This is a genomic window from Curtobacterium sp. PvP017 (assembly GCF_054060195.1).
In genome coordinates, this window is record NZ_JBSSCY010000002.1 from 350,963 (window position 1) to 370,978 (window position 20,016).

A 20,016-nucleotide genomic window follows, 5' to 3' on the forward strand; every position below is an offset into this window, starting at 1 on the left:
GGGCTCCGGCGTCCCCCGACCGTCCGACATCGGTAGCGTCGTGGGAAAGCGACGGAAGGACCCGCACCATGGCCCGATCGCCGCGAGAGCGGCCCGCGCAGGTCGACCTCGGCACCGCCGACGTCGTGCTCGCCGGCACCCAGGAGCTCTTGCCCGTGCTCCGCGCCGCCGCGGTGCGCGCGGGTATCGACGCCGCCCGCATGCGGGTCATCGGGGTGGACGACCTGCCGGACCCGGAGGAGACCTGGGACGCCGAACTCGCGGTCATCGCGATCCGACGCCCCGGTGACGACCCCGCGTTCCACCGTGCGCAGGAGGCCGCCGAGCTCATCGACCCGCTGCTCGTGCCGCACGCCGTCCGGATCGTCGTGACGGTCTCGGGTCTGACGCGGCTGGCGCCCAAGGTCGAGCGCACCCTGACCTCCGAGGTGCTGCACCAGATCGACGCGGCATCGGCACCGTCGGGGTTCGAGCGGCCGTTCCGGAGCATGCGGATGCGGCTCGGGCTCGCAGCACTCCGGGCCGCCGGCGTGCGGGTGTTCCGCGTCTCGATCGGCACCTGACCGGCGCGACAGCCAGCCGTCAGCGGGCAGGTGCCCCCCGGAGCTCGAGGGCGATCTGCTCGGCGTCGAGGTTCTGCAGCATCGACTCGAGCACCTCGGCGTCGAACGTGCCGTCGTCGCGGGCATCGAGGATCGCCGCGCGCTGTGCCTCGAGCACCGCGAGCCGTCGGGCCTTCTCGCGGCCCATCCACGCCCGGAGTTCGGCCGGGTCGGCAGCCCGGAGCTCCTCGTTCGTCGCCGGCGGCTGTTCGCGCGTCCCCGGGACCTGTTCGGCAGCACCGCGCATGAGGTCGAGCAGTCGCCGGCGTTCCTCGGTGTCCTTCGCGGCGGTGTCCGGTGCCGGTGCCGCGATCCGCCGGAGCAGCGGGCCGATCGTGCCGCCCTGGACCACAAGCGACAACAGGGCCACCGCGAACGCGATGAAGACCAGGAGCGATCGCTGCGGCGTGCCCTCGGGCAGGGTCTGCGCAGCGGCGACGGTCACCGCTCCACGCATGCCCGCCCAGACCACGGCGGTGCCCTCCCGCCAACCCAGCGGCGCCTTCGTGTAGTACGCGATGTCCGCCAGGGTGCGGCGGACGCGCGTCGTGAACCGGTCGAGCTCCCGTTCCGAGGGCGCGCGGTTGCCGGGCCGGTGCTCGCGGATCACCTCGCTCATCGCGTCGCGGTCGCCGGCGTGCATCTCGGCGAAGCGTTCCTGCATCCGCTCGCCGCGCTTGGCGCTCGCCGACAGCGCCAGCAGCAGCGGCACGACGTACGCCGCACGGACGAGCACGGTGAGCACGAGGGCACCGACGGCGATCAGCAGCGCCGGACCGATGCCCGCGTGCTCCCGCTGGACGTCGCCGAGGATCGACGCGAGCTCGAGCCCCATCGTCAGGAACACCGCGCCCTCGAGCACGAGCTCGATGGTCTGCCAGTTCTGCGCGTCCGACAGGCGGTGCCCCGGTGGGAGCCTGCGCGGGCCGACGATGCCGGTGAAGAGCCCGGCGACGACCGCAGCCACGAGTCCGGACCCGCCGAAGTGCTCGGTCGGCAGGGCAGCGACGAACGGCACCGCGAAGGACAGTGCCGTGTTCACCGCGGCGTTCGGCACCCGGGCACGGACGAAGACGTTCAACCAGCCGACGAACCAGCCGATGGCCACGGCGATGGCGACGGCCTTCGCGAAGTCGCCGAGCGCGCCCCAGAACGAGAACGATGCACCCGCGGTGAAGATCGCCGTGCGCAGGAGCACGAGCGCGGTGGCGTCGTTGAGCAGCGATTCGCCGTCGAGGATCGAGATCGCCCGGCGCGACACCGAGGTCTGCTTGACGATCGAGGTGGCGACGGCGTCGGTGGGACTGACGATCGCGCCGAGGGCGATCCCCCACCAGAACCCGAGGTCCGGCACCACCCAGGCGAAGAACAGGCCGAGCACCAGGCTCGACGCGATGACGAGCAGGACCGACAGGCCACTGATGGCGCCGAACTCGCGCCGGAAGTTCATCGACGGCATCGACACCGCCGACGAGTACAGCAGCGGCGGCAGGACCCCCGCCAGGATCCACTCCGGTTCGATCTCGGCGTCCGGGACGAACGGCAGCAGGCTCGCGACGATCCCCACGACGACGAGCACGAGCGGCGCCGCGACCCCGATGCGGGGCCCGAGCACGGCGGCACCCGCGATGGCGATGACGGCGATGACGCCGACCACGAGGAGTTCGGTCACCGGTCCAGCGTGGCACCACCGTGCGTGCGTCGTCATCCCGTGCGCGGTTGGCGGCGCGGTGCGGCGCAGTAGGCGCGCACGCGGCGGTCACCGCGCACCGAACGGCGGAACCGGCACGGTGCGGTGGGCGCGACCGCCGGACGGACGAGAGGCTCGTGGTGGCGTGGCCGCGGGCCTCCTGTCCGCACCGTGCGTGCGTCGTCATCCCGTGCGCGGTTGGCGGTTCCGTGCGGTGCAGTAGGCGCGCACGCGGCGGTCACCCGCGCACCGCACGGCGGAACCGGCATGGTGCGGTGGGCGCGACCGCCGGACGGACGGGAGGCTCGTGGTGGCGTGGCCGCGTGCCTCCTGTCCGCACGGTGCGTGCGTCGTCATCCCGTGCGCGGTTGGCGGCGCGGTGCGGCGCAGTAGGCGCGCACGCGGCGGTCATCCTCGCACCATGCGGCGGGGCCGGCATGGTGCGGTGCGGTGGGGGCCGTCCGGGCGATCAGGTCCTGTCGGGCTCACCGCTGTGGTGAACACTCGCCTGAATCGAGGGGTGTGGAAGGGCGGTGTGCGCGATGACCGCGACGCTGCCGACGGCGAGCACGAGTGCCAGCGCTCCGGCGGTGCAGGCGGTCCCGATCCTGCGGAGCCGCCCGCGCCCGCTCCGGTCGCGCGGGGCGAACCGTGCCGGCCCGCGCCGGGGCTCCGGGCCGACGAGCCACGGACCGGACCCGTCGACGTCGTACGAGAAGGGCCCACTGCCGTCCGGGGCGTACCGGTACGGGCCACTGCCGTCCGAGGCGTAGGCGGAGCGCAGGTCCTCCGCGGTCCACCCGAACTCCTCCGGCGTCTGACGTGTCGTCGACATGGTCACCCTCCTGCGGCTCGGGAACTGCGGAAGACCAGTCCACCGGGCGTTCCTATGTGTCGCCAGTGCGCCTCCAGGACGTCTGCCGAGCACCTGCCGGACGCAGGCCGCACCATGTATCTTGATGTCGAGACATCCTGCGCCACGAGTACCGTGGACGTACCGACGGTCGAACAAGGGAGTACCCGCCAGCATGGCCAAGATCATCTACACCCTCACGGACGAGGCGCCGTTCCTCGCCACCCACTCCTTCCTCCCGGTCATCCAGGCCTTCGCCGGCACCGCTGGTGTCGACGTCGAGACGCGCGACATCTCGCTCGCCGGCCGGATCATCGCCCAGTTCCCCGAGCGGCTCACTGACGAGCAGCGCCTGGACGACGCCCTCGCCGAACTCGGCGACCTGGCGAAGACCCCCGAGGCGAACATCATCAAGCTGCCGAACATCTCGGCGTCGATCCCCCAGCTCAAGGTCGCGATCAAGGAACTGCAGGCGCAGGGCTACGACCTGCCGGACTACCCCGACGAGCCGAAGACGGACGAGGAGCGCGACGCCCGCGCCCGCTACGGCCGCGTCCAGGGCAGCGCCGTCAACCCCGTGCTGCGCGAGGGCAACTCCGACCGCCGCGCGCCCCTGTCGGTCAAGAACTACGCGCGGAAGCACCCGCACCGCATGGGCGCCTGGTCGCGTGACTCGAAGACCAACGTCGTCACCATGGGCGTCGACGACTTCCGGTCGAACGAGAAGTCCTGGATCGCCCCCGCCGACGACGTCCTGACGATCACGTTCGTCGCCGAGGGTGGCGAGACCCAGGTCCTCAAGCAGTCGATCCCCGTCGTGCAGGGCGAGGTCGTCGACGGCACCGTGCTGCACGTCGCCGCGCTCGAGACCTTCCTGCAGGAGCAGATCCAGCGCGCCGCGGCCGAGGACGTCCTGTTCTCCGTCCACCTCAAGGCCACGATGATGAAGGTCTCTGACCCGATCATCTTCGGCCACGTCATCAAGGCGTTCTTCCCGTCGGTGTTCGAGCGCTTCGGGGCCGACCTGGCGGCTGCCGGACTCACCCCGAACGACGGCCTCGGCTCGATCCTCGCGGGCCTCGACGCCCTGCCGAACGGCGCGGAGATCAAGCAGGCCTTCACCGACGGCATCGCCGCCGGCCCCGAGCTCGCGATGGTCGACTCGGACAAGGGCATCACGAACCTGCACGTGCCGAGCGACGTCATCGTGGACGCCTCGATGCCCGCGATGATCCGCACCTCCGGCCACATGTGGGGCCCGGACGGCGACGAGCACGACACCCTCGCCGTGATCCCGGACTCGAGCTACGCCGGCATCTACCAGACCGTGATCGACGACTGCCGCATCAACGGCGCCTTCGACCCGGCGACGATGGGCTCCGTCCCGAACGTCGGCCTGATGGCGCTGAAGGCCGAGGAGTACGGCTCGCACGACAAGACCTTCGAGGTCCCCGGTGCAGGCGTCGTCCGCGTGACGAACGCCGCCGGCGACGTCGTCATCGAGCACGACGTCGAGCCCGGCGACATCTGGCGCGCCTGCCAGACCAAGGACGTCGCCATCCGCGACTGGGTCAAGCTCGCCGTCACCCGTGCCCGCGCCTCGGAGACCCCGGCCGTGTTCTGGCTCGACGAGACCCGTGCGCACGACGCGAACCTGATCGGTCTGGTCCGCCGGTACCTGGGCGAGCTCGACACCGAGGGCCTGCAGATCGAGATCCTGTCGCCGGAGGACGCCATGCGTTTCTCGCTCGAGCGCATCCGCCGCGGCGAGGACACCATCTCCGTGACGGGCAACGTCCTGCGCGACTACCTGACGGACCTGTTCCCGATCATGGAGCTCGGCACCTCGGCGAAGATGCTCTCCGTCGTCCCGCTGCTCGGTGGTGGCGGACTGTTCGAGACCGGCGCCGGCGGTTCGGCCCCGAAGCACGTCCAGCAGCTCGTGCAGCAGAACTACCTGCGCTGGGACAGCCTCGGCGAGTTCCTCGCGCTGGCGGTCAGCCTCGAGCACCTCGCCGGTGTGACGGGCAACGAGCGGGCGAAGATCCTCGGTGAGACGCTCGACCGTGCCACCGGGACCTTCCTCGAGCAGGACAAGTCCCCGGGCCGCAAGCTCGGCTCGATCGACAACCGCGGCAGCCACTTCTACCTGGCCAAGTACTGGGCGGAGGAGCTCGCGGCGCAGACGCAGGACACCGAGCTCGCGGCGGCGTTCGCCGAGATCGCCGGGAAGCTCGACGCGCAGGAGCAGCAGATCGTCGAGGAGCTGAACGGCGTGCAGGGCCACCCGGCCGACATCGGCGGCTACTACCGCCCCGACGACGCCAAGACGAGTGCGGTCATGCGCCCGTCCGCAACGTTGAACGCGACGCTCGCCGCGCTCTAGGAGCACCACCTGACGGACGGGAGGCCCGGTGCCAGCTGGCACCGGGCCTCCCGTCCGTCGTCACGCGCGCCCACCCCCGTCACCCGCCCCCGAGGTTCCGAAATCTCGGCATGTCGCGCCGCGCACGGCCCGTCTCCGGAACCTCGGCGAACCTGAGCGGCGTGTTGTGGAACCTCGCGGCGGCCGGCCTCGCGGCGGCCGGAGCGAGAACGGCGCTCAGGAGCGCGGCACGGGCGGACCCGCGGCGAGCAGCACCACGAACACCAGGGCGACCGCCACCACCCCGATGCCGACCGCGACCACCGGACGACGCACCACGAAGAACAGCAGGCGGTCCCAGAAGCCCGAGTGCGCGTCCGGCGAGCGGCGCCACGAGCCCTCGAGCATGCCGCGCCGGGCCACCGCGACCTCGAACGGCACCGTGGCGTACGGCACGACGGCACTCGCCCAGCCGAGCAGGAGCGTACCGGCCGACCAACGCTGGTTGACCGCGACGACGGTCGTCACCACCAGGTAGGCCAGGAACACGAAGCCGTGCACCCCGCCGCCGATCCGGACGCCCCAGTCGCCGGCGTCCAGGCCGTACTTGAGCACCATCCCGGCGATGAGCATGGTCCAGGTCACGAGTTCGGCGACCGCGGCGGCGCGGAACAGGGAGCGGGGAGTCATGCCCACATCGTCGCGGACCGCCCCTGGAGAAGACCCGCTAGCGTGGAGCCATGTCAGTGCCGACCGAATCCCGTCCCCTGAACATCGTCGTCTGGAACGAGAACGTGCACGAGACCCGCGGTGACGCGACGGTCATCGGGCATTACCCCGACGGTATGCACACCGTGATCGCCGCAGCGCTCCGCGAGCACCACCCCGATGCCACCGTGAGCACCGCCACGCTGCAGGAGCCCGACCACGGCATCACCGCCGAACGCCTGGCCACGACCGACGTCCTGTTCTGGTGGGGCCACGCCGCCCACGACGAGGTCAGCGACGCCGTCGTCGACCTGGTCGTCGACGCCGTGCACGCCGGCATGGGCCTGGTGGTGCTGCACTCCGGGCACTACTCGAAGCCGTTCAAGCGCCTGATGGGCACCACCTGCTCGCTGAAGTGGCGGAACGACGGCGAACGCGAGCTCGTCTGGACGATCGCGCCGGAGCACCCGATCGCCGCCGGGGTCCCGCACCCGATCGTGATCGACCGGCAGGAGATGTACGGCGAGTTCTTCGACATCCCGCGCCCCGACGAGGAGGTCTTCCTGTCGACCTTCGCGGGCGGCGAGGTGTTCCGGTCCGGCGTCGCCTACCGCCGTGGTCTCGGGAAGGTCTTCTACTTCTCCCCCGGCGACCAGGAGTACCCCGTCTACCACCACCCGGACATCCAGCGGGTGCTGTCGAACGCGGCGTCCTGGGCCGCCCCGGTGTCCGAGCGACGCACGTTGACGGCCGACCAGCACCCGCGGGACTGGTTCCTGACGGACGGTGCGGGTAGACAGGACGGGTGACCAACCATCTCGACGGTGCGGACCGACGCACCGCGGTGATCGAGGCGCTCGAGGTCTTGGGGGCAGGCCCCGAGGAGCGTTTCGACCGCATCACCCGCATGACCCACGAGGCGTTCGGCGTGCCGCTGACCTTCCTCAACCTCGTCCACAGTGACGTCGTCACGACGCAGTCGACGTTCGGCTGGCACCAGGGTTCGAGCGTGCCCGCGAGCGAGCAGTTCTGCGCCACGACGGTGCTCAGCCCGGAGCCGATGGTGATCCCGGACGCCTCGCTCGACGACCGGTACGCGCACACCGCGGCGGTGGCGGAGCACGGGATCCGCTTCTACGCGGGGGCGCCGCTGACGATGCTCGACGGCACCCGGGTCGGAACGCTGTGCATCATGGACGCGACCCCGCGCGAGATGTCGGCAGCGGACCTCGACCTGCTCCGCGACCTCGCCCGCTGGGCCGAGCGCGAACTCGGCCACGCGATCGACCGCGGTCGGATCAGCCGGGTGCGCGAGAGCCTGGTCCCCGAACGCGTCGAGGTCCCCGGCCACGACCTGGACACGCTCGCGCTGCGTCGTCAGCAGGGCGGCGGGGACGTCGCCGACTGGCGACTCGCCGCCGACGGTGCGCTGCACGTCACCGTGGGCGGCGTCGCGGCGGCCGGCCGCGCGTCCGGCCTGCTCGCCTCGACCGTGCGTGGTGCCGTGGTCGCGCGGACCGAGACCGCCCTGCCGGACGCGATCGGCGGTCTGGAGGCCCAGATCACCGCCGACCTGTCCGCTGCGGACGCCGTCGGCTCGCTCTTCCACCTGCGGCTCGACCCGACGTCGGGGCACGTCGACTTCGGGGATGCGGGCCACGGCCTCGCGGTGCTCGTCCGCGCCGACGGCAGCAGCCGTGCGTTGCACTCGCTCGACCTGCCGCTCGGCCTGCAGCCGGAGTCCGTGCCGAGGTCCCCCGCCGCGTTCGACCTGGCGGCGGGCGATCGGTTGGCGGTGTGCACCGAGGGTGTCCTGGCGCTCGAAGGGCTCCGGCACCTGGACGACCTGGCCGCCCTCGTCGCGGCGGAGCCGACCGGTGCGGCGGCCGTCGAACGGGTCCGTGCCCTGGTGCCGACCGGCGCCGCCGACGACGTGACGCTGGTCGTGCTCGGCCGACACTGAACGCCGGTCGCCGTCGTCGCCGGTCACCGGTCACGCGTCAGGAGCGGAAGCGGTCCTGCCGTGATCGGGGCGCGCCGGTGAGCGCGACGACGAGCAGCGTGGCCAGCAGCCCGAAGCCGGCGAGCTCGATGCCGAGACCGGCCAGCTGCCAGTAGGCGCTGCCGACCACCTGCGGCTGCGTGATCGACTCGGGCCACCACGCGTCGATGAGCGGGAACGAACCGGGGAACGGGTCGAGGCCGAACACCACGAGCCCGCCGAGCAGCAGCACGACGCCGAGCAGGGCCATCGCCCCGCGGGAGCGCCCGAGCATGTACACGACGAGCGCGGCCGCCATGCCTGCCAGGCCGACGACGGCGATCAGGAAGGCGACCACGACGATGGTCTGCGGCGCGAGGGCCACCCAGTCGAGCACCGCGATCGGCAGCAGCAGCCACCGTCCGGTCCGCGCCCACCGCGCAGGGTTCCGCCATCCGTCCATGGCCGCCAACCGTAGGGCACCCGCCCGGACGCGGGCCGTGCGTGCCCCGGGAGCGGGACTACGATCGGGAGGTGATGGCGCAGGACGGACGCACCCGGCAGCAGCGCGCGCTCGAGACCCGCGCGGCGATCATCGGGGCCGCGGCCGCCGAGTTCGACGACCGTGGGTACCTCGGTGCGTCGATGGACGGCGTCGCCGAGCGGATCGGTCTGACCAAGGGTGCGCTCTACTTCCACTTCGCCTCGAAGGCCGACCTGGCCGGCGCCGTGATCGCCCAGCAGCACGAGGTCTCCCGGCGGTACGGCGAGGCCGCGATCGCCCGGAGCAGGACACCGCTCGAGGCCCTCATGTGGATGTCGCAGGGACTGGCGACCCAGATGGTGACCGAGGTCGTCGTGAGCGCCGGCATCCGTCTGTCGACCGAGGTCGCGACGCGCGACGTCCCCCGCCAGGACCCGTACACCGACTGGATGGCCGTCATCGCGCAGACGGTCCGCCAGGCGATCGACGCCGGCGAGGTCGACGCCCGGTGGGACCCGGACCTGGTGGGTCGCGTGGTCATCCCCGCCTACACGGGCGTGCAGACGGTGTCGGACGTGCTCGCCGACCGCACCGACCTGTACGAGCGCCTGCGGGAGCTCTGGACGGTGCTGCTCGCCGCGCTGGTCACGGAGCGCCTGCGACCCGAGGTCCCCCGACTCGTCGCGATCATCGCCCCGGAGTGACGCGGGTCCCCCCAGGGAAACACCCACGTCACCGTCCTCCCGAGGATACCCAGCGGTCGGTTTCCGCACCCGCCCCCGTTCGCGGGCATGTGTCCGGCGGCCCACTAGCCTGAGCCGGTGCCCACACCACCGGCCGAGGTCGACGTCGACGTCCCGCTCGTCCGGGCGCTGCTCCACGACCAGCACCCCGACCTGGCGGACCGACGGCTCGTGGTGGTCGCCAACGGCTGGGACAACGTCATCGTGCGGCTCGGCGACGAGTACGCCGTGCGGCTGCCGCGCCGCGAGCTCGCAGCACGCCTGGTCGAGCACGAGCAGCGGTGGCTGCCGGGGATCGCTGCCCGCGTCGGACCGGTGGTCCCGGTGCCGGCTCCGGTGCGCGTGGGTCGTCCTGCGCTCGGGTACCCCTGGTCGTGGAGCGTCGTCCCGTGGCTCCCCGGTGCGCCCGTCGGTGAGCGTGCTGCCGGGGTGCGGGTCGCCGAGGCGCTCGCGGAGTTCGTGCGACGGCTGCACGTGCCGGCTCCGGCCGAGGCACCGGCGAACCCGTTCCGTGCGGTGCCGCTGGCGACGCGCAGCGACGCCGTCCTGACGCGACTCGCCACGCAGGACGTGCCCCGGGCCGTGGAGCTGGCAGCGGCCTGGCGGACCGCGGCGGCGCTGCCGACGCACACCGGGCCTCCCGTCTGGGTGCACGGCGACCTGCACCCCTTCAACGTGCTCGTGGACGGCACCCCGGACGGCGACGAACGCCTGTCGGCGGTCGTCGACTTCGGCGACGTGACCTCGGGGGACCCCGCCGTCGACCTCGCCACCGCCTGGCTGACGCTCGACCGGGAGGCCCGCCACACGTTCCGGACGCTGGTCGCCGCCCCGGACGCCACCTGGGGACGCGCCCGCGGGTGGGCGATCGCGCTCGCCTCCGCGCTCGCGTCGTCCGACGAACGCGCCTTCCGGAGCGTCGCCCGGCGCAGCATCGACGCGGTGCTGGACGGCTGAGACCCCGCGGGGCTATCGTGACCGCACCATCCGTGCACAGCCGATCGGAGGGGCCCTCATGACCCTCGAGTTCCGCGTCCAGCACGACGTCGCCACCGACGCCTCTCCCGCTCCCACCCGATCCGACCGAACCGGCCTGCGCGGGTTCCTCGACCGCCTCGCCGAGCGCCGCGCCGCCGCACGTGTCCGACGGGTCGAGGCCCGGCTGCATGAACTCGGCGAGCTCGAGCACCTGCTGTCCGAGGCGCGCGGCGTCGTCGAACGCGGCTGGATCCAGCACGCCTGGTTCGCGTACCTCGACGAGCACGGCCGGACGCGGAACGCCACGAGCGCCGCCGCGATGGACGTGCAGGGTCGGCCGCTCGTCGCCGCCTGCCTGGTCGGCGCCGTCGTCTCGGCCGCCGGCGGACCGCACGCCGTGCACTCGCCACGGGTCCAGCACTCGCTCGACCTCGTCTGGCACGCGCTCGCCGTGGACGAGGGTGCGCCGGTGCTGTGGTGCCCGGCGCCCGACGTCCGGATGGGCCGCGTGCGTGACCTGACGAGCTGGAACGACGCCCCCGCGCGTACCTCGGCCGAGGTGGCCGGGCTACTGCTCACCGCGGAGCGCGTGGCCGTGCAGGAATCGGCACGCCTGCAGGACGTCGTGGTGGCACGATCGAGGGCATGAGCAGCACCGACGCCGTCCCCGAGGTCCACCCTGCGACGACTGCCGGTCTCGCGTCCAGCGGGAACGCGGTCCTGTCGGACGAGGGCGCGTCGTCGGACACCGATCCCCTGGCCTCGGCCGCCGGGGTGAAGCGGACGCTGCACCGGTACCTGCAGAAGCACCGCGCCGCGCTCCTCGGCAAGCTCGACGGCCTGGCCGAACGGCAGGCTCGCTGGCCGGTGACGCCGACCGGCACGAACGTGCTCGGACTGGTGAAGCACGTCGCGGGGGTGCAGGCCGGCTACTTCGGCGAGGTGTTCGGCCGACCGCTGCCGGACGCGCCCGCCTGGCTCGACTCGGAGGACGGCGACGACATGTACGCGTCGCTCGACGAGACCCTGGACGACGTCGTGGCCTTCCACCACCGCAGCGCTGCGCACGCCGACGCGACCATCGAGGCGCTCGACTTGGACGCCCGCGGCACCGTCCCGTGGTGGCCGGAGGAGCACCGCGAGGTCACGCTCCACCGGATCCTGGTGCACATGGCGTACGAGACCGCCCGGCACGCAGGGCACGCCGACATCGTCCGCGAGATGCTCGACGGACTGGCGGGCGACGGGGACGGCAACCTGGCCGACAAGAGCCCGGAAGAGTGGGTCCTCTGGCGCGAGCAGCTCGTCGACATCGCCGAGCGCTCCGGACTGCGGGGCCTGGCCACGTAGCCGACGCCGCCTCACGATCGTTACCGTTCTCTCAGGCTCGCCGGCCGAACCGCCTCGTGACCGGGGCTTTCCCGCAGGTGCTCCGCACAGGAAACGATCCGTTCGCCGGCTCCCCGTCGTGCGGTCGCTCCGAGCCCTGCGTAGCTTTGGCGCAGCTTGTGCCCCGACCCGTGGGCAGTTCGGCCGACCGGAAGGGGAGCGCTCACCCGTGTTCCAGTACGTCGTGGAGCGATGGAGCCAGATCTGGTTCTCGTCGTGGCAGCACTTCTCGCTGGTGGTCCAGTGCACGGTGCTCGCCACGGTCATCGCCGTGGTGCTCGCCACACTCGTCTACCGCAGCCCCCGGCTGACCTCCGTCGCGAACGGGGTGTCCGCCATCGGCCTCACCCTGCCGTCCTTCGCGGTCATCGGCCTGCTCATCGTCCCGCTCGGCTTCGGCGTCCTTCCCTCGGTGGTCACCGTCGTCTTCTTCGCCGCCCTGCCGATCCTGCGCAACGCGGTCGTCGGCCTCGCAGAGATCCCGCCCAGCGTCGTCGAGTCGGCGCGGGGCATCGGCATGGGCCGGTTCCGGACCCTCGTGCAGGTCGAACTGCCGATGGCCTGGCCGATCATCCTGAGCGGCGTCCGCGTGTCCGCACAGATGGTGATGGGCATCGCGGCCATCGCCGCGTACGCCCTCGGTCCCGGGCTCGGCGGCTTCATCTTCTCCGGACTCTCGCGCCTCGGCGGCGCGAACGCCCTGTACTCCGTGGTCGTCGGGGTGATCGGCGTCGTCCTGCTCGCCCTCGTCCTCGACCTGCTCCTCATCGGCCTCGGCCGCCTGACCATCTCGAGAGGTATCCGTGTCCAGCACTGACTCCGCCACCACCACCGCGCCCGAAGGGGACGTCACCGGCCGCAGCATCCTGCTCGACGAGGTCACCAAGCGGTACCCCGGACAGTCGAAGCCCGCCGTCGACGGCATCACCCTCGAGATCCCCGCCGGCAAGATCGTCATGCTCGTCGGCCCGTCCGGCTGCGGCAAGACGACCACGCTCAAGATGATCAACCGGCTGATCGAGCCCACCGAGGGCCGCATCGTCGTCGGGGACGACGACGTGACCGGCATCGACGCCGACGAGCTCCGCCGCCGGATGGGCTACGTCATCCAGGCCGGCGGGCTCTTCCCGCACATGACCGTCGCCGCGAACATCGCGATCGTGCCGAAGATGCTCGGCTGGTCGAAGGAGAAGATCGCGGCGCGCGTCGACGAGCTGCTCGACCTCGTCTCGCTCGACCCCGACACCTACCGCGACCGCTACCCCCGCGAACTCTCCGGCGGCCAGCAGCAGCGCGTCGGTGTCGCCCGGGCGCTCGCCGCCGACCCGCCCGTCCTGCTGATGGACGAGCCGTTCGGCGCGGTGGACCCGATCACCCGGCAGCGTCTGCAGGACGAGCTCCTGCGCATCCAGGAGGAGCTGCACAAGACGATCGTCATCGTCAGCCACGACTTCGACGAGGCCGTGAAGCTCGGCGACTGGATCGTCATCTTCACCGAGGGTGCGCACATCGTGCAGTACGACACCCCGGAGCGGATCCTGGCCGAGCCGGCGAACGAGTTCGTCGAGAACTTCATCGGCTCGGGGGCCGGGCTGAAGCAGCTCACCCTGAACCGGGTCCGCGACGTCGAGGTCGTCTCCGCGGTGACCTGCTCCCCCGGCGAAGAGGCGAAGGCCGTCCTGCAGCGCATGCAGGAGGCCGGAGGCCACGGGCACGCCGTCGTGGTCGACCGTCGGCAGCGGCCGATCGGCTGGCCGTCGCGCCGGCAGCTCGAGCGCCTGGACCGGATCCCGGACGGCGTCGACCCGGAACTGCCGATCGTGGGCGAGGCCTCGACGCTCAACGACGCGCTCGACACCATGCTCGTCTCCAGCGCGGGCGCCGCACTCGTCACCGGTCGGGGCGAGGCGTTCCGCGGTGTCATCACGGTCGAGGTCGTCATGGAGGCCATCACCCGGTCGCGTGCGGCAGCCGCTGACGACCGCGCGTACACGCCGGTCGGCACGAACACCAACCAGATCGAGACGCTGCCGTCCTCGTCGGCGGCGCCCGTGATCGCGCCCTCCGGGGAAGACCTGTGAGCGCTGTCGCCGCCGGACCCGCCACCGGCGCCAGCACGTCCTGGAAGGGCCTGCTCTTCCAGCCGATCGCGATCCTCCTCGTGCTCGCCGGGTTCGCGATCTGGCTCGCCACGGCGGACCTGACCCCGACCGAGCGCACGACGCTCAACCCGTCGGACATCCTGGCGCTCACCGGGCAGCACCTGGTGCTCACGCTGCAGTCGACGGTGCTGGTGCTCGTCATCGGCATCCCGCTCGGCATCGTCCTCACGCGCGGACCGCTGCGCCGGGCGAGCCCGTACGTGCTCGCCGTCGCGAACTTCGGGCAGGCGGCCCCCGCGGTCGGCCTGATCGTGCTGCTCGCCGCGTGGCTCGGCCTGAACAGCTGGTCCGCCGTGGTCGCGCTCGTGCTCTACGCGATCCTGCCGGTGCTCCGGAACACCATGATCGGTGTGCAGAGCGTCGATTCGCGGCTTGTGGAGGCCGGCCGTGGCATGGGCATGAGCGCGTTCAGCGTCCTGATGCGCGTCGAGCTGCCCCTCGCGGTGCCGGTCATGCTGTCCGGCATCCGGACGGCCCTCGTGCTGCTCGTCGGTACCGCGAGCCTGGCCACCTTCGTCGGTGCCGGTGGTCTCGGTCTCCTCATCACCACGGGCGTGACGCTCTTCCTGCCGAAGGTGCTCGTCGCCGGGGCGCTGCTCGTGGCGCTCCTCGCCCTCTCCATCGACTGGCTCGGCCGCGTGGTCGAGACCGTCGCACGTCCGAAGGGACTCCGATGAACCGCCGTACCCGCCGCCTCCGCCGCGGGGCCGCCGTCGTGCTCGCCGGCACCACCGCGCTCGTCCTGGCCGGCTGCGGTCTGCAGCCCGCCACGTCCTTCGTCCCCGAGGCCGGTCCCGGCACCATCGAGCGCATCGACGACCTGCCGGACGGCGCCCACATCACCGTGACGTCGAAGAACTTCACCGAGCAGCTCGTGCTCGGCAAGATCGCCGTGCTCGCCGCGAAGGCCGCCGGGTTCGACGTCACCGACGAGACCAACGTGCCGGGCAGCGTCGCCGTCCGCGAGTTGATGACCTCGCACGGTGCGGACTTGACCTACGAGTACACGGGCACCGCCTGGCTGACCTTCATGGGCCACGCCGAGGGGATCCCGGACAAGACCGAGCAGTGGGAAGCGGTCAAGCAGGAGGACGCCGGCAACGGGCTCACGTGGCTCGACCCGGCGCCGATGAACAACACCTACGCCTTCGCGGTCCGCGACGAGGCGGTCGAGGAGCTCGGGGACGTCAAGACGCTCTCCGACATCGCAAAGCTGCCCGTCGACGAGCGCACCTTCTGCGTGGAGTCGGAGTTCAACTCGCGTGCCGACGGGTTCAAGCCGATGCTGAAGAAGTACGGCTTGGAGCTCGGCGGTTCGGGCGACAACGGGATCCCGAGCGACAACGTCAGCATCCTCGACACCGGCACGGTCTACACGGCCACCGACCGCGGCAAGTGCAACTTCGGCGAGGTCTTCACCACCGACGGCCGCATCAAGTCCCTCGGCCTGACCGTGCTCGAGGACGACAAGGGCTTCTTCCCGGCGTACAACGTCGCCCCGGTCCTCGACTCGGCCACGCTCAAGGAGTACCCGCAGCTCGCCGACGTCTACGACCAGATCTCGCCGAAGCTCACCGACGCCGTGCTGCAGGAGCTGAACCGTCAGGTCGACGTCGAGGGGCGGGAGCCGGCCGACGTCGCCTTCGACTGGATGGTCAAGGAGGGCTTCATCACGAAGCCGTGATGCGGGCCGCGGCGTCGCGGATCGACGCGACCACCGCGGCACGCACCTGCTCCGGGGCGGAGCCCTCGTGCCGGGCGGCGCTGCGCAGTCCCGTCATGCACATGCCGAGCAGCATCTCGGCCGCCTGCGGGGTCGCGGCGTCCGGCCCCCAGGCGGGATCGCGTTCGAGGATCCTGCGCACCGCGCCGGTCATCGCCTCGGCGACCGTGGTCATCCGCGCGACCTGGCGGCGCATCAGCTGCGGGAACCGCACGATGACCTCCTTGCGCTCGAGTCGCTCGTGCTCGTCGCCGAACGACGAGCCGAACACCAGGAACGCCAGGTCGACCACGGCCTGCGCCGCCGGCTCCCCCGCGACGGCGGCCAGGTGCGCGTCGAGGGTGGCGGGGTCGAGGTCGAGCTCGGTGTGCCCGAGGACCGCGTCCTCCTTGCTCTCGAAGTAGTTGAAGAACGTGCGCGGTGACACCTCGGCACGGGCGGCGATCTGCTCGATCGTGGTGCGGTCGATGTCCTGCTCGAGGGCCAGCGACCGAGCCGCCTCCGCGATGCGGTTGCGGGTCTCGATGCGCTTGCGGTCGCGCAGACCCATCTCGGTGGCGGGCGCGGTGTCGGGCATGGCCCGACTGTAACCGGAACGTCACATGATCTACAGCAAACGCAAACTTGCAGTCGTGCACCGGACACTACGGTGGGGCCATGACCACTCCCGTGCTCGAGGCCCGTGACCTTGCCAGGACCTACGGCCGAGGCCCGACGCGGTTCGACGCGCTCAAGGGGGTGTCGCTCCAGGTGCACCAGGGCGAGAGCCTTGCGATCGTCGGCAAGTCCGGCTCGGGCAAGTCGACGCTCATGCACCTGCTCGCACTGCTCGACAAGCCGTCGACCGGGCAGGTCCTGCTCGACGGCACCGATGCGGCGACCCTCGGTGCGCGGCAGGTGAACCGCACGCGCAACAGCACCTTCGGGTTCGTGTTCCAGCAGTTCTTCCTGACCCCCAAGACCTCGGTGCTCGACAACGTCGTGCTCCCCCTCAAGATCGCCGGCGTCTCCGGTGCCGAGCGGAAGCGCCGCGGCATGGCGGCGCTCGAGTCCCTCGGCCTCGCCGACAAGGCGAAGAACGACGCCAACGACCTGTCCGGCGGGCAGAAGCAGCGCGTGGTCATCGCACGCGCACTGGTCGGCGAGCCGAGCGTCATCTTCGCCGACGAGCCGACCGGCAACCTCGACACGAACACCGGGCAGGTGGTCGAGGACATGCTCTTCGGCCTGCAGCGCGAACGCGGGATCACGCTCGTCGTGGTGACCCACGACGAAGAACTCGCCGCCCGCTGCGACCGCAGCGTCAACGTCCGCGACGGACTCATCGTCGGCGGATCGGACGGCGTGCCCACGGCCGGCGCCGCCGTCGACCAGCAGGCCACGCACGGAAGGCACTCCGCATGAACTTCCTCGACCTGCTCCGCACCGCGGTCGCGAACACCTTCCGGTCGAAGCTGCGCACGACCCTGACGGTCATCGCGATCTTCATCGGCGCCTTCACGATCACGCTCACCTCGGCGATCGGCACGGGCGTCAGCAACTACATCGACACCCAGGTCTCCTCGATCGGCGACACCGGTTCCCTGACCATCACGAAGGCCGTCGACACCGCGTCGACCGACAGCGGCCCGGCGGAGTACGACCCCGACGAGTCCGGCCAGAGCGTCGACCGTGGTCCGGCGTCGTTCTCGTACCTGTCGCAGTCCGACGTCGACGACATCCGCGCGATCGACGGCATCAAGAGCATCCGTCCGGCGGTCGCCCTCGCGCCGAAGTACGCCGAGCACGGTGACGACGGCAAGTACGTCGTCTCGCTCACGGCCAACGCCGGCGAGCTCGACGCCGACCTGGCGAGCGGGAAGCAGCTCGACGACGACACCGACGCGAACCAGGTGATCCTGCCGACGAACTACCTGGAGAACCTCGGACTCGGCAGTGCGAAGGCCGCCATCGGCAAGGAGCTCACCTTCGCGGTGGACGACTACCAGGGCAAGGAGCACACCCTCACCGCCACGGTGGTCGGTGTGCAGAACGAGTCGCTGTTCGGCGGCGGTGCCGGGGCGAACGCCGCGCTCACCGACGCGATGCAGGCCGCGCAAGAGGTCGGCAAGCCGGACTCGATCGCGACCTCGTACGCCAGCGCCACCGCGACGCTCGACTCCGGGGCCTCCGCGACCACGGTCAAGAAGGCACTGTCGGACGACGGGTTCCTCGGGCAGACCATCCAGGACCAGCTCGGTCAGTTCCAGACCGTCATCAGCGGCATCGTCGGGGTCCTGAACGCCTTCGCCGTCATCGCCCTGGTGGCGGCGGGCTTCGGCATCATCAACACGCTGCTCATGAGCGTGCAGGAGCGCACCCGCGAGATCGGTCTGATGAAGGCGATGGGCATGGGCGGCGGCAAGGTCTACACGCTGTTCTCGCTCGAGGCGGTCTTCATCGGCTTCCTCGGCAGCGCGATCGGTGCCGGTGTCGCGATCCTGCTCGGCACGGGCATCTCGAACGTCCTCGCCGGCACGGTGCTCAAGGACCTGCCGGGCCTGCAGATCATGCAGTTCGCACCGAGTTCGGTGGCGACGATCATCCTCGTCGTGATGTTCATCGCGTTCCTCGCCGGCACCCTCCCCGCACGCCGCGCCGCACGGCAGAACCCGATCGAGGCGCTCCGGTACGAGTAGCGCTCCGCGTGCATAGTCTCTGACGGGTGGCGGCATTCGGGCGGGACCTCGGCGACGGGTACACGCTGACGCTGCGCGACCTGACGACGGTCGACCAGGTGCTCGAACTCGTGCGCGCGAACCTGGGTCGACTGCGTGCGGCCGAACCGTGGGCATGGGACCCGCAGGACCGCGAGACCATCGGGCTGCACACCGAACGGCTGCTCGGCCAGTTCGCGATGGACCGTGCGCTCCCGTGCGTCATCCGGTCCGACGACCGGATCGTCGGGGTGGCGTCGCTGACCTTCGACCCGTACCTGGGTCAGGCATCGCTCGGCTACTGGGTCGACGCCGGACACGAGGGCTGCGGTGTTGCGGGGCGAGCCGCCGGGGTCCTGGTCGAGGTCGCGCGGGCACGCGGCACCGCACGGCTCGAGATCCGGACCGGCGTCGACAACGTCCGCAGCCGCGCGCTCGCCGAACGGCTCGGGTTCGCCCACGAGGGGACCCTGCGGGGTGCGCTGCCGCTCGGGCCCGTCCGGGCCGACGTCGCCGTCTACGGCCTGCTGCTCTAGGCGAGGATCCCCGCCTCCCCCGTGCGCGTGCGTCAGGAGCCCTGCGTCGCACCCAGCCAGACCGCGAACACACCGCCGACGACCGCCAGCACGAGCAGCAGGATCCAGACGGCCAGCGCGACGAGGTTCAGGAAGATCCCCCACCCCGCGCGACCACGGGCGAGCGGTTCCCGGCTCCGCGAAGCGACCCCCAGGCACAGCCCGACGATCGGGGCGACGAACGTCCATCCGGCGAGCAGCGAGCAGATCCCGAGGACCAGGCTCGCCGTCCCGAGACCGGTGCGGGGGGATTCCGAGTACGTGACCATGCACCTGACGCTACGGAACCGCTCGGGGTGCGTCGTCCCTCCAGGGCCTGATCCGGGTCCGCCTGCGGACGGATGGTCACCCGCCGCCGGTATCGTCGGAGCATGGCCTTGTTCGGACGACGCAACCACGACGTGCGCGATCGACCCATCAGCCAGGTCGAACTGAAGCGTGCCGTCGACGAGGGCTTCCTCATCGCGAAGGCCGCGGTCACGATCGCGGTCGGCAACCGGATCATCACGAACGCGCTGCGTGACCAGGGCTACTTCGACCACGCGCTGATCGCCGAGGCTGCGCGCGAGGAACTGCACCGCATGGCCGAGGAACAGCGGGGCGACGCTGCCCGCATGCGGGAGATCCGGTCGACGTCGAGCAAGTCGAAGGGTCGCTCACGCCACCAGCACGACTACCGGCGGGGCGACGACCTCAAGCTCCGCACGCGTGAGGCGACGTACGAGCAACTCGCGACGATGCTCGACAAGCGCCGCGACGACCAGCACTTCGTCGACGGCATCGTGCTCGCTGCCCGCGCCCGAGCCTGGGACGACATCGGCACCACGGTCGTCGGGCGTCTCGGCTGGGCCCAGCGTCCGGCCGACGACTACGAGATCGGCCGTGACGACCGCCTGCAGCAGATGCTCGACGAGGACTTCGCGACGTTGCTGGCCGAGCACCCCGTGGGCTCGACCCCGGTCGACGCCGACGAGCCCGACGACGTCGACGGCGACGAGGACGGCTCCGACCCGGCTGACCCCGACGTCGCACGCCCCTGACCGGGACCACGCGCAGACACGAGTCCC

Annotated in this window: 22 protein-coding genes; 16 read left to right on the top strand and 6 right to left on the bottom strand. The window is 71.4% G+C overall.

What is annotated here, in order from left to right:
- The first annotated feature begins 68 nt into the window (after positions 1 to 68).
- A complete protein-coding gene (locus tag ACVKXF_RS05690) occupies positions 69 to 563 on the top strand; it encodes a hypothetical protein (protein WP_123311502.1) in 495 nt (164 codons plus the stop codon).
- Positions 564 to 582: 19 nt separating this feature from the next.
- Here the strand turns inward: ACVKXF_RS05690 and ACVKXF_RS05695 are convergent, their stop codons facing one another.
- Together ACVKXF_RS05695 and ACVKXF_RS05700 are read right to left on the bottom strand one after the other, a co-directional pair.
- A complete protein-coding gene (locus ACVKXF_RS05695; protein ID WP_456795136.1) occupies positions 583 to 2,274 on the bottom strand; it encodes a cation:proton antiporter in 1,692 nt (563 codons plus the stop codon).
- Between the two features lie 487 nt (positions 2,275 to 2,761).
- Positions 2,762 to 3,127, bottom strand: a complete 366-nt coding sequence (locus tag ACVKXF_RS05700; protein ID WP_340196926.1) for a hypothetical protein — start codon at positions 3,125 to 3,127, stop codon at positions 2,762 to 2,764.
- A gap of 193 nt (positions 3,128 to 3,320) precedes the next feature.
- Here ACVKXF_RS05700 and ACVKXF_RS05705 point away from each other — a divergent pair, with 193 nt between their 5' ends.
- Positions 3,321 to 5,531, top strand: coding sequence for an NADP-dependent isocitrate dehydrogenase (locus ACVKXF_RS05705; RefSeq protein WP_456795137.1), 2,211 nt, complete (start codon positions 3,321 to 3,323; stop codon positions 5,529 to 5,531).
- A 216-nt stretch (positions 5,532 to 5,747) separates the two neighbouring features.
- On the opposite strand, the gene ACVKXF_RS05710 is transcribed toward ACVKXF_RS05705, so the two are convergent.
- Positions 5,748 to 6,200, bottom strand: coding sequence for a DUF3817 domain-containing protein (locus tag ACVKXF_RS05710; RefSeq protein ID WP_456795138.1), 453 nt, complete (start codon positions 6,198 to 6,200; stop codon positions 5,748 to 5,750).
- 50 nt (positions 6,201 to 6,250) lie between these two features.
- On the opposite strand from ACVKXF_RS05710, the gene ACVKXF_RS05715 reads away from it, so the two are divergent.
- On the top strand, positions 6,251 to 7,027 hold the full coding sequence (locus ACVKXF_RS05715; protein WP_340197414.1) for a ThuA domain-containing protein: 777 nt from the start codon (positions 6,251 to 6,253) through the stop codon (positions 7,025 to 7,027).
- Positions 7,024 to 8,181, top strand: a complete 1,158-nt coding sequence (locus ACVKXF_RS05720) for a PP2C family protein-serine/threonine phosphatase (protein ID WP_456795139.1) — start codon at positions 7,024 to 7,026, stop codon at positions 8,179 to 8,181. The genes ACVKXF_RS05715 and ACVKXF_RS05720 overlap by 4 nt, the downstream gene beginning before the upstream one ends.
- A gap of 37 nt (positions 8,182 to 8,218) precedes the next feature.
- Here ACVKXF_RS05720 and ACVKXF_RS05725 read toward each other — a convergent pair whose 3' ends face one another.
- On the bottom strand, positions 8,219 to 8,662 hold the full coding sequence (locus tag ACVKXF_RS05725) for a hypothetical protein (protein ID WP_456795140.1): 444 nt from the start codon (positions 8,660 to 8,662) through the stop codon (positions 8,219 to 8,221).
- A 74-nt stretch (positions 8,663 to 8,736) separates the two neighbouring features.
- Here ACVKXF_RS05725 and ACVKXF_RS05730 point away from each other — a divergent pair, with 74 nt between their 5' ends.
- From ACVKXF_RS05730 to ACVKXF_RS05765, 8 genes are all read left to right on the top strand, one after another.
- Complete coding sequence (locus ACVKXF_RS05730; protein WP_340197416.1) at positions 8,737 to 9,387, top strand: ScbR family autoregulator-binding transcription factor; 651 nt, start codon at positions 8,737 to 8,739, stop codon at positions 9,385 to 9,387.
- 117 nt (positions 9,388 to 9,504) lie between these two features.
- A complete protein-coding gene (locus ACVKXF_RS05735; protein ID WP_456795141.1) occupies positions 9,505 to 10,383 on the top strand; it encodes a phosphotransferase in 879 nt (292 codons plus the stop codon).
- 58 nt (positions 10,384 to 10,441) lie between these two features.
- A complete protein-coding gene (locus tag ACVKXF_RS05740) occupies positions 10,442 to 11,053 on the top strand; it encodes a DUF6197 family protein (RefSeq protein WP_456795142.1) in 612 nt (203 codons plus the stop codon).
- The gene (locus ACVKXF_RS05745; protein ID WP_123311521.1) at positions 11,050 to 11,754 is read left to right on the top strand and encodes a DinB family protein; all 705 of its coding nucleotides are present in this window, start codon (positions 11,050 to 11,052) and stop codon (positions 11,752 to 11,754) included. The genes ACVKXF_RS05740 and ACVKXF_RS05745 overlap by 4 nt, the downstream gene beginning before the upstream one ends.
- A 208-nt stretch (positions 11,755 to 11,962) precedes the next feature.
- Positions 11,963 to 12,610: an ABC transporter permease gene (locus ACVKXF_RS05750; RefSeq protein WP_456795143.1), complete on the top strand. Its 648-nt coding sequence runs from the start codon at positions 11,963 to 11,965 to the stop codon at positions 12,608 to 12,610.
- Positions 12,597 to 13,874 (top strand): ABC transporter ATP-binding protein, encoded by a 1,278-nt coding sequence (locus tag ACVKXF_RS05755; RefSeq protein WP_456795144.1) that lies wholly within the window; start codon positions 12,597 to 12,599, stop codon positions 13,872 to 13,874. The genes ACVKXF_RS05750 and ACVKXF_RS05755 overlap by 14 nt, the downstream gene beginning before the upstream one ends.
- A complete protein-coding gene (locus ACVKXF_RS05760; protein WP_456795145.1) occupies positions 13,871 to 14,632 on the top strand; it encodes an ABC transporter permease in 762 nt (253 codons plus the stop codon). Before ACVKXF_RS05755 ends, ACVKXF_RS05760 begins: the two co-directional genes overlap by 4 nt.
- On the top strand, positions 14,629 to 15,639 hold the full coding sequence (locus ACVKXF_RS05765) for a glycine betaine ABC transporter substrate-binding protein (RefSeq protein ID WP_456795146.1): 1,011 nt from the start codon (positions 14,629 to 14,631) through the stop codon (positions 15,637 to 15,639). The genes ACVKXF_RS05760 and ACVKXF_RS05765 overlap by 4 nt, the downstream gene beginning before the upstream one ends.
- On the opposite strand, the gene ACVKXF_RS05770 is transcribed toward ACVKXF_RS05765, so the two are convergent.
- On the bottom strand, positions 15,626 to 16,255 hold the full coding sequence (locus ACVKXF_RS05770; protein WP_456795147.1) for a TetR/AcrR family transcriptional regulator: 630 nt from the start codon (positions 16,253 to 16,255) through the stop codon (positions 15,626 to 15,628). The genes ACVKXF_RS05765 and ACVKXF_RS05770 overlap by 14 nt on opposite strands.
- Positions 16,256 to 16,335: 80 nt before the next feature.
- Between ACVKXF_RS05770 and ACVKXF_RS05775 the strand changes: the two genes are divergently transcribed.
- The 3 genes from ACVKXF_RS05775 to ACVKXF_RS05785 are packed head-to-tail and all read left to right on the top strand — an operon-like array spanning position 16,336 to position 18,910.
- Positions 16,336 to 17,082 (top strand): ABC transporter ATP-binding protein, encoded by a 747-nt coding sequence (locus ACVKXF_RS05775; RefSeq protein WP_123311530.1) that lies wholly within the window; start codon positions 16,336 to 16,338, stop codon positions 17,080 to 17,082.
- On the top strand, positions 17,079 to 18,356 hold the full coding sequence (locus ACVKXF_RS05780; RefSeq protein WP_456795148.1) for an ABC transporter permease: 1,278 nt from the start codon (positions 17,079 to 17,081) through the stop codon (positions 18,354 to 18,356). The genes ACVKXF_RS05775 and ACVKXF_RS05780 overlap by 4 nt, the downstream gene beginning before the upstream one ends.
- Positions 18,357 to 18,382: 26 nt before the next feature.
- Complete coding sequence (locus tag ACVKXF_RS05785) at positions 18,383 to 18,910, top strand: GNAT family N-acetyltransferase (protein WP_456795150.1); 528 nt, start codon at positions 18,383 to 18,385, stop codon at positions 18,908 to 18,910.
- A gap of 32 nt (positions 18,911 to 18,942) precedes the next feature.
- On the opposite strand, the gene ACVKXF_RS05790 is transcribed toward ACVKXF_RS05785, so the two are convergent.
- Positions 18,943 to 19,218 (bottom strand): hypothetical protein, encoded by a 276-nt coding sequence (locus ACVKXF_RS05790; protein ID WP_340197424.1) that lies wholly within the window; start codon positions 19,216 to 19,218, stop codon positions 18,943 to 18,945.
- Positions 19,219 to 19,320: 102 nt separating this feature from the next.
- On the opposite strand from ACVKXF_RS05790, the gene ACVKXF_RS05795 reads away from it, so the two are divergent.
- On the top strand, positions 19,321 to 19,989 hold the full coding sequence (locus ACVKXF_RS05795; protein ID WP_456795151.1) for a hypothetical protein: 669 nt from the start codon (positions 19,321 to 19,323) through the stop codon (positions 19,987 to 19,989).
- The last annotated feature ends 27 nt before the right edge of the window (positions 19,990 to 20,016 follow it).

Bases quoted from the DNA above. Each gene is read 5' to 3' on its own strand.
- ACVKXF_RS05795 (WP_456795151.1), top strand. From the start codon at position 19,321: ATGGCCTTGTTCGGACGACGCAACCACGACGTGCGCGATCGACCCATC.
- ACVKXF_RS05705 (WP_456795137.1), top strand. From the start codon at position 3,321: ATGGCCAAGATCATCTACACCCTCACGGACGAGGCGCCGTTCCTCGCC.
- ACVKXF_RS05730 (WP_340197416.1), top strand. From the start codon at position 8,737: ATGGCGCAGGACGGACGCACCCGGCAGCAGCGCGCGCTCGAGACCCGC.
- ACVKXF_RS05710 (WP_456795138.1), bottom strand. From the start codon at position 6,200: ATGACTCCCCGCTCCCTGTTCCGCGCCGCCGCGGTCGCCGAACTCGTG.
- ACVKXF_RS05715 (WP_340197414.1), top strand. From the start codon at position 6,251: ATGTCAGTGCCGACCGAATCCCGTCCCCTGAACATCGTCGTCTGGAAC.
- ACVKXF_RS05775 (WP_123311530.1), top strand. From the start codon at position 16,336: ATGACCACTCCCGTGCTCGAGGCCCGTGACCTTGCCAGGACCTACGGC.
- ACVKXF_RS05790 (WP_340197424.1), bottom strand. From the start codon at position 19,218: ATGGTCACGTACTCGGAATCCCCCCGCACCGGTCTCGGGACGGCGAGC.
- ACVKXF_RS05740 (WP_456795142.1), top strand. From the start codon at position 10,442: ATGACCCTCGAGTTCCGCGTCCAGCACGACGTCGCCACCGACGCCTCT.
- ACVKXF_RS05780 (WP_456795148.1), top strand. From the start codon at position 17,079: ATGAACTTCCTCGACCTGCTCCGCACCGCGGTCGCGAACACCTTCCGG.
- ACVKXF_RS05700 (WP_340196926.1), bottom strand. From the start codon at position 3,127: ATGTCGACGACACGTCAGACGCCGGAGGAGTTCGGGTGGACCGCGGAG.
- ACVKXF_RS05690 (WP_123311502.1), top strand. From the start codon at position 69: ATGGCCCGATCGCCGCGAGAGCGGCCCGCGCAGGTCGACCTCGGCACC.
- ACVKXF_RS05745 (WP_123311521.1), top strand. From the start codon at position 11,050: ATGAGCAGCACCGACGCCGTCCCCGAGGTCCACCCTGCGACGACTGCC.
- ACVKXF_RS05725 (WP_456795140.1), bottom strand. From the start codon at position 8,662: ATGGACGGATGGCGGAACCCTGCGCGGTGGGCGCGGACCGGACGGTGG.
- ACVKXF_RS05765 (WP_456795146.1), top strand. From the start codon at position 14,629: ATGAACCGCCGTACCCGCCGCCTCCGCCGCGGGGCCGCCGTCGTGCTC.
- ACVKXF_RS05770 (WP_456795147.1), bottom strand. From the start codon at position 16,255: ATGCCCGACACCGCGCCCGCCACCGAGATGGGTCTGCGCGACCGCAAG.